Here is a 13,365-nt window from a genome sequence, read left to right as displayed (position 1 = left end):
CCGGCAAACCGGGGCGGGACCGAGTCCCGCCCCGGGCGCCCGCCCCATGAACTGGAGACCCAGCGCCAGCCTCGAGGCCCTGCGCGGGCGCGCCGAGCTGCTCGCCCGCACCCGCGCCTTTTTCGCGGCGCGCGGCGTGCTGGAGGTGGAGACCCCGGCGCTGGCCGCCGCACCGGTCACCGATCCCCACCTGGCGAGCCTCGCCACGCGGCTGCACGGTCCGGGCTCCCCCGACGGCCGCACCCTCTACCTGCAGACCTCGCCCGAGTTCGCCATGAAGCGGCTGCTGGCGGCCGGCAGCGGTCCCGTCTACCAGCTGGCGCGGGTGTTCCGCGACGACGAGGTGGGGCGCCACCACAATCCCGAGTTCACCCTGCTGGAGTGGTACCGCCCCGGCTTCGACCACCATGGGCTGATGGACGAGGTGGACGCCCTGCTGCGGACGCTGCTCGGAGCCCCGGCGGCGGAGCGGCTCACCTATGCCGAGGCGTTCGGCCGCCATGCCGGGGTGGACCCCCACCGGGACGAGGTGAGCACCCTGCGCCGGGCGGCGGGCGAGCTCGGCGCCGGCTGCGGCCTGGCGGCGGAGGACCGCGACGGCTGGCTGGGCCTGCTGCTCTCCCACCGGGTGCAGCCGGCGCTGGGCCGGGGGCGCCCCACCTTCCTGCACGATTTTCCGGCCAGCCAGGCGGCCCTGGCCCGGATCCGCCCGGGCGAGCCGCCGCTGGCGGAGCGTTTCGAGGTGTTCGTGGAGGGGGTGGAGCTGGCCAACGGCTACCACGAACTCACCGACGGCCGGGAGCAGGCCGGGCGGTTCCGGGCCGACCTGGAGCGGCGGGTGGCCATGGGCCTGCCCGCCGTGCCCCTGGACGGACGCCTGCTGGAGGCGCTGGAGGCGGGCCTGCCGCCCTGCGCCGGGGTGGCGCTGGGCTTCGACCGGCTGGTGATGCTGGCGCTCGGCGCCGGCCACATCGACGAGGTCCTGGCGTTCCCAGTGGAGCGGGCCTGATGGAATCCCGCGGGGCGGGGAGCGGATAACAGATGATGCAGGTAGCGGTCAGCAGTTGCCGGTTCCCAGAGTTGTGGGTGGTGACGGGTGACGGGTGACGGGTGATGGGTGATGGGTGATGGGTGATGGGGAAGACGTCGTCCTGTCCCTCACTCATCACCCGTCATCCAATTCCACTTCGTGACCTTCGTGACCTTCGTGACCTTCGTGCCTTCGTGGTCCGAAGGTCTTTTCAGCGGTATTTTTCTACGCGGGGTGGTGCCCGGCGGGACGCAGCCCCGTCAGCAGGTACTCCAGCAGATCCCGCACCGGGCGGATGTCGGGGCCGAAGGGCAGCGGCTCGGAGCCGCGGAAGAACAGCCCCTTCTCCACGTTGCCCTCCACCGCCGCGGCCAGCTGCCGCTCGATGCAGAACTGTCCCGCCCTGGGGTTGCCGTCCTTGAGGCCGCAGTGGCTCAGGCACTCGAAATGGCCGGCGCAGCTGGCCCGCTCGGCCGTCGCCCGGGCGCGCACCTTCTCCTCGCGGTTCAGGTACTTCTCCAGCCACGGCGTGAGCACGGCACGGGCCGGCAGGCCGGCGGCGCTCATGAAGGTGACGACCTGCTGGGGCAGCGCCTCGGCCAGGATGCGCTTGAAGTTGATGTGGGCGTCGCCCTCCTCGGTGACCGCGAAGGGGGTGCCCAGCTGGACGCCGCTGCCGCCCCAGTTGAATATCTCGCGGATGCGCTCGAAGGAGTTGACGCCGCCGGCCGCGATGAGGGGGATGCGATCCATGGCCAGGCCCAGATCGGTGAACATCTTCCGCGCCTCGTCGAACACCCGCCCGAAATCGAAGCGCGGACTGGCCACCTCGTCGATGCGCGTCGCGCCCAGGTGGCCGCCGGCGTAGCGGGGGTGCTCGATGATGATGGCATCGGGCAGCAGGCCCTTGCGCATCCACTTCTTCAGCACCGCGCGCACGCCGCGCTCCTCGGAGAGGATCGGAATCAGCGCCACGTCCTCGTGTCCGGCCACCAGGTCGGGCAGGTCGAAGGGCAGGCCCGCGCCCATGACGATGGCGTCGGCACCGCTCTCGCAGGCCTGGCGCACCAGGTCGGCGTGCTTGTCCACGGCCTTCATCACGTTCACGGCGATGAAGCCCTCGGGACCGGCGATGGCGCGGGCGGTGCGGATCTCCCGGTCCAGGGCCTCCAGGTTGGCCGCATCGATCAGTTTCGCGTCACGGGAGCGGCGGGTGCGTTCCATCAGGTCCGCATGCAGGCAGCGCAGGTCGATGCTGGCGATGGTGCCCACCGCGCCCTCGCGTGCCACCGTACCGGCCAGCCGATGGGCGGAGACACCCACGCCCATGCCGCCCTGGATAACGGGCAGGAGGCGCTTGCCGCGGATGGACAGTTCGGGAAACAGGCTCTTGATCACGTGCTGAACCTCTCGGGATTGAACAGACAGAATGGGCGGCTCAGGCGTCATCGCCAGCGCCGGACAGCCAGCCCAGCGGCTGGCCCATGCGGACCTCGGCGCCGGAGGCCAGGTTGGATTCGAGTGCCACCGCGCCCGGACCGAACAGGACAATCACGGTGGAACCGAGGCGGAAACGGCCCAGCTCGGCGCCGCGGGCGAGCTTCACTTCGCCGGGCGGGTAGTCCCAGCGGCGGATTTCCCGCCTGCTGGGCGGGGTGATGATCCCGGCCCAGACTGTCTCGATGCTCGCCACGATGACCGCCCCCACCAGCACCACCGCCATGGGGCCGGCGGCGGTGTCGAACAGGGTGACCACCCGCTCGTTGCGGGCGAACAGCCGCGGCACGCCGCGGGCGGTCAGCGGATTCACCGAGAACAGGCGCCCGGGGATGTGCAGCATGGTGACCAGGCGCCCGTCCAGGGGCATGTGGATGCGGTGGTAGTCCCGCGGCGACAGGTAGAGGGTGGCGAAGCTGCCGCCAAGGAAGGGCGCGGCCAGCCGCGGGTCCCCGCCCAGCAGCGCCGCCACGGTGTAGTCGTGCCCCTTGGCCTGCAGCAGCCGGCCGCCGGTTGCCGCGCCGGCCTGGCTCACCGCCCCGTCCACCGGGCAGGCCACCGCCCCGGGCGGCTCCGGCAGTGGCCGGGCGCCGGGACGCAGCGCGCGGGTGAAGAAGCTGTTGAAATCGGGATAGGCGCGCGGATCCGGTTGCGCCGCCTCGCCGAGATCGACGCCGTAGCGGCGCGCGAACCAGCCGATGAAGCGGTCCTTGACCCAGGGATTGCGGGACTCGGCCAGCCGGCCGACGAGCCGGGACAGGGCGTGCTGGGGCAGCAGGTGCTGCGGCAGGCAGAGCAGGCGATCAAGCACCAGGCTTCACTCCTCCACCGGCGTGTCCAGGCGGTTGCCCCACTCGGCCCAGGAGCCGGGATAGCCCTTCACCCGCGGGTAGCCCAGCAGCTTGAGCACGTACCAGCTGTGGGAGGAGCGGTGGTGGGTCTGGCAGTAGCAGACCACTTCCCGTTCCGGGGTGATGTGCCGCCCCGTGAGCAACGCGCGCAGCTCGGACTCGGGCCGCAGCCGCAGGTTGCGGTCCGGGTCGAGGCTGGCCTGCCAGTCCAGGTTCACCGCCCCCGGGATGTGTCCGCCGCGCATGGCGTAGCGCCGCTCGCCGCTGAATTCCTCGGCGCTGCGGGCATCGAGCAGCGCCAGCTCCGGGTCGCCGAGGCGGGCCAGCAGGTAATCGGCCTCCACTGCCGGGGACGGATCGAACGGGGTGTCTATGGTGGTGGGCGCAGGCGTGTTGCGGGCCTGCTCCAGGGGGTGCTCCTCGTTGGCCCAGGCGTGCAGTCCGCCGTTCAGCAGGCTGCCGCCGAGGCCGAACAGCGACAGGGTCCACAGCAGGCGGCAGGCCTTGCCGCCGCCCTCGTCGTCGTAGACCACCAGCGGTCGTTCCGGGGAGACGCCGATTTCACCCAGCACCTGCCGCAGGCGCCCGGGGTTGGGCAGCCGCCCCGGTGCGGGGGGCGCGCCCAGCACGAGGCGTCCGTACTCCAGGTGGACGGCGCCCGGCACGTGGGCGCGGGCGTGGACATCGCTGCGGCTCAGGTCGACGATGAGCAGATCGTCGCGGCCGAGCAGGGCTTCCAGTGCCTCGGGCTCGATGAGCGGGGGCAGGGGGGCGTCAGTCACCAGGACTCCAGGGGAACACAAAGACATTCAATTTTATCGGAAATCGGGGTCCGTTGTAAGAAACCCGTGTTTTGCCCCCGGTGCGGCCTCAATCTGCACTGCCCCGGCTCTCACCCGGCGAGGGAGGCGACGATGCGGTGATAGCTCGCCAGGCGCCGCGGATCGATGGCGTCGCTGTCCACGGCGCCGCGCAGGGCGCAGCCGGGTTCGTCGCGGTGGGCGCAGTCGCGGAAGCGGCAGTGGCCGAGAAAGGGCCGGAATTCGATGAACGCCGGCCCCACCTCCGCGGCGGGGATATGCCCGAGCGCGAACTCGCGGACCCCGGGGGAGTCGATGAGGCTGCCGTCGCCGGGGAGGTGATAGAGGCGGGCGGTGGTGGTGGTGTGCATGCCCTTGCCGGTGGCCTCGGACAGCGCGGCGGTAGGCGCCTCCACCGAGGGGATGAGGCAGTTGATCAGGGACGACTTGCCCACCCCCGACTGCCCCACCAGTACGCTGGTGTGTCCGCCCAGGGCCGCGCGCAGGGCATCCAGCCCATGGGCGGTCACGGTGCTGGCGGGAATCAGCTCGTAGCCGATGCGGGGATAGACGGCGAGGCTCTCCTCGAGCTCCGTCAGCGCGTCGGGCTCCAGCAGGTCGATCTTGTTGAGCACCAGGAAGGGGTGGATGCCGAGGTGCTCGGCGGCCACCAGGTAGCGGTCGATGAGCCCCATCGGCGTTGTCGGCCGGGTGGCGATCACCACCCCGAGCCGGTCGAGGTTGGCGGCGATGGGGCGTTCGCCGCCATCGGGCATTTCGCGGATCAGCGCGCTGCGGCGGGGCCGGATGGCGACCACCACGCCGTTGCCGCGGCTGCCCGCCTGCCAGGCGACATGATCGCCGCAGACCGGGGTGCCCAGGTGCTGGCGCAGATGGCAGCGGTGCAGGCCGCCCGCGGGGTCCTCCACGTCGACGCTGGCGCCGTAGCTGGCGATCACCCGACCCTCCTGTTCCGGGCCCAGGTGCTCATCCTCCAGCAGCGTCTCCACATGGGCCTCCCGGCGCTGTGCCCGCGCCTGACGCTCCTGCTGGATTTTCTCGATACGCCAGGACTGGCGCCGGGTCAGCCTGCGTTTGGCCATGGGGCGGATTTCGCTGCGCTCAAATGTGGATCACCGGGACGGGTGGAAGGATAACAGGGAGGCAGGATGCGGTGTGGCGGTCTGCAGCCGCGGTGACGGGTGAAGTGTGATGGGTGAAGGCGACAACGGCAACCTCCGGCTCACCCGTCACCCGTCACCCGTCACCCGTCACTCAGATCGCGCAGTTGAGCGAGGCGGTCTCGGGATCCGCCAGCAGGGCCTCCACCTTGGCCGCGCAGATGAAGTCGTTCTCCGACAGCCCGCCGATGGCGTGGGTGCTGTAGCGCACCCGGCAGCGGTTGTAGCCCACCTCCAGGTCGGGGTGGTGGTCCTCGCGGTGGGCCATCCAGGCGATGGCGTTCACGAAGGCCATGGTCTCGTAGTAGTTCCTGAACTTGTAGGTGTGGCTCAGCTCCCTGCCGTCCTCGCTCAGGGTCCAGCCCGGCACCTGGGCGAGGAGCTCGCGGGACTGGTCGAGAGTCAGCGGATCCACGCCCCCTTCACAGGGCAGGCAGCGTTTGCGGGTCAATTCGGTCATGGCGGGTTCACGTGGTTGTGGTCGGGTCGGGTTCAGTTGAACTTGTAGAAATTGCGGTTGAGATACTCGGTCACCGCGTCCACCTCGTCGTCGAACCAGGTCAGCCCCAGGCTCAGCTCGCAGCGGTGGACCTGCTTGCGCAGCCCGTCCAGGGAGGTGACCTTGTGGTCCGGACGGGTGTAGAGGGTGTTCGGGTCGCCGCCGGTGAGGGAGGCGTGACAGCTCAGGCAGTTCTCGTCGTGCAGCGCCCGGCCGTCGGCCGCCAGCGCCGGAGCGGCTGCCAGCAGCAGGGCAAGAGCGGCAATCGGGGTACGGAACATGGGAGACCTCCGGGTCGTCGACAGGCTTTAACCAAGTATTTTACTAGACAAATGGGCGATGCGCACGGGGGCGGGGGGATGGCTGTCATGGAAGGCCGAGTAGAGGGGATCGGGGGTCAGGGTGCTGGCGTTGTCGCGGTAGAGCTTCACCAGGGCCCGGATCAGGGGCTCGGGGCCCGCCTCCCGGGCGGCGAAGTCGTCGGCCTCGAATTCGTGGCGGCGCATGACCGCGGCGGCCAGCGGCTGGATTGCCAGTCCGAGCAGCGGGGCCACCAGCAGGAACAGCATCAGGGCGGCGTGGGGAGAGGGTTGCGTCAGCCCGAGCCCCGTGTAGAAGCCGGGCTGTTGCGTCAGCCAGCCCAGCAGCGCCAGCCCCGCCAGGCTCAGCAGGCTGCTGAAGACCATGCGCTTGAGGACGTGCCGGCGGCGGAAATGGCCCAGCTCATGGGCCAGCACCGCCTCCACCTCGGCCGGCTCCAGGCACTCGATGAGCGTGTCGAAGAAGACCACGCGCTTGCTGCGCCCGAGCCCGGTGAAGTAGGCGTTGCCGTGGCTGGAGCGGCGTGAGCCGTCCATGATGAAGATGCCCCGGCTGGCGAAGCCGCAGCGCTCCAGAAGCGCCTCGATGCGGCGGCGCAGCGCCTCGTCCGCGAGCGGCCGGAAGCGGTTGAAGAGCGGGGCGATGAAGGTGGGGAAGGCCCAGGCCAGGAACAGGTTGAAGGCCACCCATACCCCCCACACCCAGAGCCACCAGGTCGCCCCGGCGCCGTGCATGATGGCCATCACCAGCCAGGCCAGCGGTCCGCCCAGCAGGAGCAGCAGCAGGGCGCTCTTCAGGGCGTCGGCCAGGAACAGGGCCGGCGTGGTGCGGTTGAAGCCGAAGCGCTGCTCGATGCCGAAGGTGCGCCAGGCGGACAGGGGCAGCTCCAGCAGCCCCATCAGCAGCACCCCGCTGAGCAGGAAGCCGGTGCCGGTGGCGACCGGGCCGAGCTCCAGGGCGCGCCAGCCGCGATCGAGCAGCTCCAGTCCGCCGCCCAGGGTCCAGGCCACGAGCAGCAGGCTGCCCACGGCCAGGTCGATGAGCCCGAGGCGCATCCGGGCTATGGTATAGTCAGCCGCCTTCTGGTGGGCCGGGAGCGGGATGTGGTCGCGGAAGGGTGCCGGGACTTCGGCGCGGTGACGGGCGACACAGCCGGCCTGGCGCCGCGCCAGCCACGCCCGGATGGCGGCCTCCAGCAGCACCAGCAGGATGAACAGCAGCGTAAATGCATTCATCGTTCACATCATGGCGCAGGGCCGTGACGCCCGCAAGCGGTGCCCGGCCGCCGCGTCGCGCGCCCATCGGCGCAGGCGCCCCCGCCGATGTCGGGGGGATGTTCCGCAACGGCTTTCAGTGGGAGTTTCCGGATGATCAAGCCCAATCCCGAGAACCTGGTCTGGGTCGACATGGAGATGACCGGGCTCGATCCCGATCGCGACGTGGTGATCGAGATCGCCACCATCGTGACCGACAAGGAGCTGAACGTGGTGGCCGAGGGCCCGGTGCTGGCCATCCACCAGAGTGACGCGGCGCTGGCGGGAATGGACGAGTGGAACACCCGCACCCACACCGTGAGCGGCCTGGTGGAGCGGGTCCGCGCCAGCCGCCTGGACGAGCTCGACGCGGTGGAGCAGACGCTGGAGTTCCTGATGCGCCACGTGCCGCAGCGCAAGTCCCCCATGTGCGGGAACTCCATCTGCCAGGACCGCCGCTTCATGGCCCGCCACATGCCGAAGCTGGAGCAGTACTTCCACTACCGCAACCTGGACGTGAGCACCTTCAAGGAGCTGGTGCGGCGCTGGTCGCCCTGGCTGCTGGACGGGTTCAGCAAGGCCAATACCCACCGCGCCCTGGACGACATCCGCGAATCCATCGCCGAGCTGCGCTACTACCGCGAGCACTTCATCCGCGCCCCCGAGCCCCCGCCGGCGTTTCGCGACGGGGCCGCCGCGGACGCGGAGTAGCCCCGGACGCCCCTGGTCCGGGAGTTGCGCCGGCCGGGCGCGGTCGCGGTGTCATGGACCCGGGCCGCCGCCCCCGGCGGGCCCCGCCGCGGCGGCGGCCCGGTCGAGCCGCTCCAGCGCCCACTGCACATGCTCGCGCACCAGCACCGAGGGGTGGGCGAGCCGCGCCCGCAGGGCGGCGAGCGCCGCCGGGGTGGCCGCTCCGTTGCCCAGGGCCACCGCCACGTTGCGCAGCCAGCGCTCATGGCCGATGCGGCGGATGGGCGAGCCCTCGGTGCGGCGCAGGAATTCCGTCTCCTCCCAGCCCAGCAGCGCCGTCAGCTCCGGCGCGTCCAGGTCGTTGCGGGGGGCGAAGTCGCCCTCGCCGGTGAGGCGGGCGAAGCGGTTCCAGGGGCACACCAGCTGGCAGTCGTCGCAGCCGTAGATGCGGTTGCCCAGCAGCGGGCGGAGCGCCGGCGGAATGGGCCCGTGCAGCTCGATGGTGAGGTAGGAGATGCACAGCCGGGCATCCACCTGGTAGGGCGCGACGATGGCGCGGGTGGGGCAGGCGTCGATACAGGCGGCGCAGGTGCCGCAGTGGTTGCCCGTGGGGGCGTCGTCCACCGGCAGCGGCAGGTCGGTGTAGATCTCCCCGAGGAAGAACCAGGAGCCCGCCCGGGGGTGGATGAGATTGCTGTGCTTGCCGATCCAGCCCAGTCCCGCCTGCTCGGCCAGGGCCTTCTCCAGGACCGGAGCGCTGTCCACGAACACCCGCGCGCCGAACCCGCCGGCCGCTTCCCTCACCCGCTCCACCAGCCGCGCCAGCCGCTTGCGCAGCAGCTTGTGATAGTCGCGCCCGAGGGCGTAGCGGGAGACATAGCCGCGTGCCGGGTCGCGCAGGACGGCGACCGCGTCCCGGCCCGGCGGCCAGTAGTCCATGCGTGCGCTGATGACCCGCACGGTGCCGGGTTCCAGCTCGGCCGGGCGGCTGCGGCGGGTGCCGTGGCGGGCCATGTACTCCATCTCGCCGTGAAAGCCCCGCTCCAGCCAGTGCAGGAAGCGGGCCTCGTGCCGGTCCAGATCCACCCCGCCGATGCCCACCTGCTGAAAGCCGAGATCGACACCCCAGCGCCGGATAGCGCGGGCCAGGTCGGCAAGCTGGTCGGGGGCGGGCGGGGGCACGGTGGTCGGGGTCTCCGGTGCGGGTCGTGGGGTGGGGCGCCGTAGGCTAGTGTAGTGCGTCACTCTTGGAGGCACATTCAGCGAGTCGCCGGCCGGTCAGATGCAAGGCGCGCTTGCGCAGGAAGGGCAGGCCCCCTTTCAAGCAAGCGCAACGCCGCAGATGGCCGGCCGGCGGCGCGCCCGCAGGGAGCCCCCCGAAAGCACCATGACGGCGTTGCAGCGCTTGACAAGGGAACAACCATTGCCTGCGCACTGCGCCTTGTCCTGGCACTTTCGGGGGGCTCTGAAAGTACCTCCAAGAGTGACGCACTACACTAGTATACTGACCCTGACCCTTTCGCGGCCCGGGCCGGGATCCGGGTCGGCATCCCTCATACCAGGAATGCAGGAACCGCCGAGCGCCGGAGCGCACGCAAACCGAACCCCATGCCCACCACCCGCCTGCCCACAGCCCTCTACCGCGCCGACCAGGTCCGGGAGCTTGATCGCCTGGCCATCGAGGTCCATGGCATCCCCGGCGCCACCCTGATGGAACGGGCCGGCGCCGCGGCCTTCCGGGTCCTGCGCGCACGCTGGCCCGAGAGCCGCCGCCTGGGGGTGCTGTGCGGCAGCGGCAACAACGGTGGCGACGGTTACGTGGTGGCGCGGCTGGCCCGGGAGGCGGGACTCGAGGTCACGGCCTGGCAGGTGGGCAACGGTCCCCGTGCCGGGGGCGATGCGGACGCGGCCCTGGCGCGGCTGCGGGCGGCGGGGGTGGAGCCGGTGGGATTCGAGGCCGGCGCCCCGGTTGACTGTGACCTGCTGGTGGACGGACTGCTGGGCACGGGACTCGACGGTCCGGTGGAGGGGGTGTGGGCGGCGGCAATCGACGCCCTGAACGACAGCGGCCGGCCGGTGCTGGCGCTCGATATCCCCTCGGGGCTGCATGCCGACACGGGCGCGGTGCTCGGCCGCGCCGTGGCCGCCCGGGTCACCGTCACCTTCATCGGCCTCAAGCAGGGCCTGGTGACCGGCGCCGGGCCCGGGCGCTGCGGCCGGCTGGTCTACGACGACCTGGGCGTTCCCGCCGCGGTGCCGGCGGCCCTCGGGCCCTCCGCCCGCCTTCTGGATGCCGACGACCATGCCGCCTGGCTCGCGCCCCGTCCCCGCACCGCCCACAAGGGCGATTTCGGCCACCTGCTGGTGGTGGGCGGGGCGCCCGGCATGGCCGGCGCCGCGCGCATGGCCGCCGAGGCCGCGCTGCGCGCCGGCGCCGGCCTGGTGAGCCTGGCCACCCATCCGGAGCACGCGGCGCTGGTCGCCCAGGCGCGGCCCGAGATCATGGCCCACGGGGTGGACGGCGTGGCCGCGCTCGCCCCGCTCCTCGAACGCGCCACGGTGGTGGCGGCCGGGCCGGGGCTGGGCCGCTCGGCGTGGGCGTGGGCGCTGCTGGAGGCGGTGCTCGACAGCGGCCGGCCCCTGCTGCTCGATGCCGACGCCCTCGGCCTGCTGGTGGAGGCACCCCGCGAGCGGTCGGACTGGGTGCTCACCCCCCACCCGGGCGAGGCGGCCCGACTGCTGGGCCGCGAGGCGGCCGCGGTGCAGGCGGACCGCTTCGCCGCCGCCGCCGCGCTGCAGGCCCGCTACGGCGGCGTACTGGTCCTGAAGGGAGCCGGCACCCTGGTGCAGGGGCCGGCGGAAACCCCCGGCGTCTGCCCCGCGGGCAATCCGGGGATGGCCAGCGGCGGCATGGGCGACGTGCTCGGCGGCATCATCGGCGCCCTGCTGGCCCAGGGAATCCCGGCCCGGGTCGCCGCCGAGCTGGGGGTCTGTCTCCACGCCCGGGCCGCGGACGCCGCGGCCGCGGCCGGCGGCGAGCGCGGCCTGCTCGCCACCGACCTGTTGCCCCACCTGCGCCGGCGGGTGAACCCGTGACCGGGCTCACCCGCCACCTGCCCGACGAGGCCGCCACCCTGGCGCTGGGGGCGGCGCTGGCCCGGGTCTGCCGGGAAGGGGCGATCATCTTCCTGCACGGCAACCTCGGCGCCGGCAAGACCACCCTGGCCCGCGGCTTCCTCCAGGGCCTCGGCCATGGCGGCCGGGTGAAGAGCCCCACCTACACCCTGGTTGAGCCCTACGAGGTGGAGGGGCGGCGGGTCTACCACTTCGATCTCTATCGCCTGCAGGACCCCGAGGAGCTCGATTATCTCGGCCTGCGCGACTACCTGGGGGCGGAGGCGGTGTGCCTGGTGGAGTGGCCGGAACGGGGCGAAGGGGCGCTCCCGGCTCCCGACCTGGAGATCAACCTGGCCTATGCCGACCGCTCCCGCCGGGCTATGCTGCGGGCCGGCACGCCCCGCGGCGAGCGGCTTCTCGCCCGCCTGGGAGCCTGTCGGACTTGAGCGATCGTAGCGAGTCGAGTGGGAGAGCGAGGACAGATGGGGCCGATTTTGAGGCGCATAGTGGGTCTATGTAACGAAAAATCGGCCTCATATGGACCGCTGTCCCGCCGGCGCAGTAGATCAGTCTCAAGTCCGACAGGCTCCTGGGGGCCTGAGGCCGCCGCGGGCCAGGCTGCCGCCGGACCTCATCAATTCTTCGAAATTTGTGATGTATCTTCCGGTAATCGCTGAGAAAACTTGAAAATCCCGCGGCATGGGTTTAAATAATCAAAGGAAGCAACCGTTCGCGGGCCGAAGTTCATGAAATTTCTCAGAGCTGTCGCACTACTGCTGCTGTGCGTTCCGGCGCTCGCCGAGGCCGGTTCCGTGCAGGTCCAGGGGCTGCGGGTATGGGAAGCCCCGGACAACGTGCGCCTGGTGTTCGACCTGAGCGGTCCCCTGGAACACCGGATTTTCCGTCTCGAGGATCCCGCCCGGCTGGTCATCGATCTGGCCGGCGCCGGCCTCGCCGAGCCCATCGGGTCCGGTACGAAAAGCCGCTTCTTCAGCGCCATCCGCAGTGGCGTGCGCAACGGCTCCGACCTGCGGGTGGTGCTGGACCTGAACGGGGCGGTGCGGCCCAAGTCGTTCCTGCTCAAGCCCAATCAGCAGTACGGACACCGGCTGGTGGTGGATCTTTTCGACGCCGACGAGACCGCCGCGGCCGCCACCCGGCCCCCCGTCACGGTGGCGGACGAGCCGTCCCCCGCGCAGCCCCGCGAGCTGGTGGTGGCCATCGACGCCGGTCACGGCGGCGAGGATCCCGGCGCCATCGGCAGCCGCGGCACCCGGGAGAAGGATGTCACCCTGGCGGTGGCCCGGGAGCTGGCCCAGCTGGTGGCGAAGGAGCCGGGCATGCGCCCGGTGCTGATCCGCGACGGCGACTACTACGTGGGACTGCGCCAGCGCATGCAGAAGGCCCGCGAGCATCGTGCCGACATCTTCATCTCCATCCATGCCGACGCCTTCACCGACCGCCGCGCCCGCGGCTCCTCGGTCTTCGCCCTTTCCCAGCGGGGCGCGAGCAGCGAAGCGGCGCGCTGGCTGGCGGAGCGGGAGAACTCAGCCGACCTGGTGGGGGGCGTGAGCCTCGACGACAAGGATCAGCTGCTCGCCTCGGTGCTGCTCGATCTCTCCCAGGCGGCCACCATCGAGAGCAGCCTGGAGGTGGGGGACGCGGTGCTGGGCAATCTCGGCCGGCTGCATCCGCTGCACAAGCGCCGGGTGGAGCAGGCCGGTTTCGCGGTGCTGAAGTCCCCGGACGTGCCCTCCATCCTGGTGGAGACGGCCTTCATCTCCAACCCCGAGGAGGAGCGCAAGCTGCGCGAACGCGGCCACCAGCGGCGGCTCGCCGAGGCCATCCTGACCGGGGTGCGCCAGTACTTCCAGCGCAAGCCGCCTCCCGGAACCCTCCTCGCCCGGACCCAGCCCACCCGCCACGCGGTGGCCCGCGGCGAGACCCTCTCGGGCATCGCCGCCCAGTACCGGGTCAGCGTGGACAGCCTGCGCCGCCGCAACGGCCTGACCGGCGACATGCTGCGGGTCGGCCAGGAACTCGCCATCCCCGCCGCCAGCGACGGCTGATCCGGCCCTGCTTGTCTCTTCACCCGCCGGGAGTGCGCCCGTTTCTCACCACGAGGG

13 protein-coding genes are annotated in these 13,365 nt (G+C 71.4%); 5 read left to right on the top strand and 8 right to left on the bottom strand.

Features of this window, described 5'->3' with window-relative positions; genetic code table 11:
- The first annotated feature begins 46 nt into the window (after nt 1–46).
- Nucleotides 47–1,009 carry an EF-P lysine aminoacylase EpmA gene (gene epmA, locus DFQ59_RS16575; protein ID WP_114280842.1) on the top strand — a complete coding sequence of 321 codons (963 nt, stop codon included), beginning with the start codon at nt 47–49 and terminating at the stop codon, nt 1,007–1,009.
- A gap of 246 nt (nt 1,010–1,255) precedes the next feature.
- On the opposite strand, the gene DFQ59_RS16570 is transcribed toward epmA, so the two are convergent.
- From DFQ59_RS16570 to DFQ59_RS16540, 7 genes are all read right to left on the bottom strand, one after another.
- Nucleotides 1,256–2,428 carry an NAD(P)H-dependent flavin oxidoreductase gene (locus DFQ59_RS16570; protein ID WP_211314980.1) on the bottom strand — a complete coding sequence of 391 codons (1,173 nt, stop codon included), beginning with the start codon at nt 2,426–2,428 and terminating at the stop codon, nt 1,256–1,258.
- Nucleotides 2,429–2,468: 40 nt separating this feature from the next.
- Nucleotides 2,469–3,338, bottom strand: coding sequence for an archaetidylserine decarboxylase (asd, locus tag DFQ59_RS16565; protein WP_114280840.1), 870 nt, complete (start codon nt 3,336–3,338; stop codon nt 2,469–2,471).
- A gap of 6 nt (nt 3,339–3,344) precedes the next feature.
- Nucleotides 3,345–4,160, bottom strand: a complete 816-nt coding sequence (locus DFQ59_RS16560) for a sulfurtransferase (RefSeq protein ID WP_211314979.1) — start codon at nt 4,158–4,160, stop codon at nt 3,345–3,347.
- 110 nt (nt 4,161–4,270) lie between these two features.
- A complete protein-coding gene (gene rsgA / locus DFQ59_RS16555) occupies nt 4,271–5,281 on the bottom strand; it encodes a small ribosomal subunit biogenesis GTPase RsgA (RefSeq protein ID WP_114280838.1) in 1,011 nt (336 codons plus the stop codon).
- Nucleotides 5,282–5,453: 172 nt separating this feature from the next.
- Nucleotides 5,454–5,819, bottom strand: a complete 366-nt coding sequence (locus tag DFQ59_RS16550; RefSeq protein WP_114280837.1) for a 4a-hydroxytetrahydrobiopterin dehydratase — start codon at nt 5,817–5,819, stop codon at nt 5,454–5,456.
- Between the two features lie 32 nt (nt 5,820–5,851).
- Complete coding sequence (locus DFQ59_RS16545; protein ID WP_114280836.1) at nt 5,852–6,139, bottom strand: c-type cytochrome; 288 nt, start codon at nt 6,137–6,139, stop codon at nt 5,852–5,854.
- A 27-nt stretch (nt 6,140–6,166) separates the two neighbouring features.
- Nucleotides 6,167–7,414: a M48 family metallopeptidase gene (locus DFQ59_RS16540; protein WP_114280835.1), complete on the bottom strand. Its 1,248-nt coding sequence runs from the start codon at nt 7,412–7,414 to the stop codon at nt 6,167–6,169.
- 135 nt (nt 7,415–7,549) lie between these two features.
- Here DFQ59_RS16540 and orn point away from each other — a divergent pair, with 135 nt between their 5' ends.
- A complete protein-coding gene (orn, locus tag DFQ59_RS16535) occupies nt 7,550–8,143 on the top strand; it encodes an oligoribonuclease (RefSeq protein WP_245937302.1) in 594 nt (197 codons plus the stop codon).
- Nucleotides 8,144–8,194: 51 nt separating this feature from the next.
- Here the strand turns inward: orn and queG are convergent, their stop codons facing one another.
- On the bottom strand, nt 8,195–9,304 hold the full coding sequence (queG, locus tag DFQ59_RS16530; protein WP_114280833.1) for a tRNA epoxyqueuosine(34) reductase QueG: 1,110 nt from the start codon (nt 9,302–9,304) through the stop codon (nt 8,195–8,197).
- Between the two features lie 426 nt (nt 9,305–9,730).
- Here queG and DFQ59_RS16520 point away from each other — a divergent pair, with 426 nt between their 5' ends.
- The 3 genes from DFQ59_RS16520 to DFQ59_RS16510 all read left to right on the top strand — a co-directional run bounded on the left by DFQ59_RS16520 (nt 9,731) and on the right by DFQ59_RS16510 (nt 13,308).
- Nucleotides 9,731–11,218: an NAD(P)H-hydrate dehydratase gene (locus DFQ59_RS16520; RefSeq protein WP_114280831.1), complete on the top strand. Its 1,488-nt coding sequence runs from the start codon at nt 9,731–9,733 to the stop codon at nt 11,216–11,218.
- Nucleotides 11,215–11,685: a tRNA (adenosine(37)-N6)-threonylcarbamoyltransferase complex ATPase subunit type 1 TsaE gene (gene tsaE, locus DFQ59_RS16515; RefSeq protein WP_114280830.1), complete on the top strand. Its 471-nt coding sequence runs from the start codon at nt 11,215–11,217 to the stop codon at nt 11,683–11,685. The genes DFQ59_RS16520 and tsaE overlap by 4 nt, the downstream gene beginning before the upstream one ends.
- 300 nt (nt 11,686–11,985) lie before the next feature.
- Nucleotides 11,986–13,308, top strand: a complete 1,323-nt coding sequence (locus tag DFQ59_RS16510) for an N-acetylmuramoyl-L-alanine amidase (RefSeq protein WP_114280829.1) — start codon at nt 11,986–11,988, stop codon at nt 13,306–13,308.
- Nucleotides 13,309–13,365 lie beyond the last annotated feature (57 nt).

Origin of the sequence: Thioalbus denitrificans, from assembly GCF_003337735.1 — a bacterium.
GTDB classification, from domain to species: domain Bacteria; phylum Pseudomonadota; class Gammaproteobacteria; order DSM-26407; family DSM-26407; genus Thioalbus; species Thioalbus denitrificans.
This window is presented reverse-complemented; position numbering and strand designations above follow the sequence as displayed.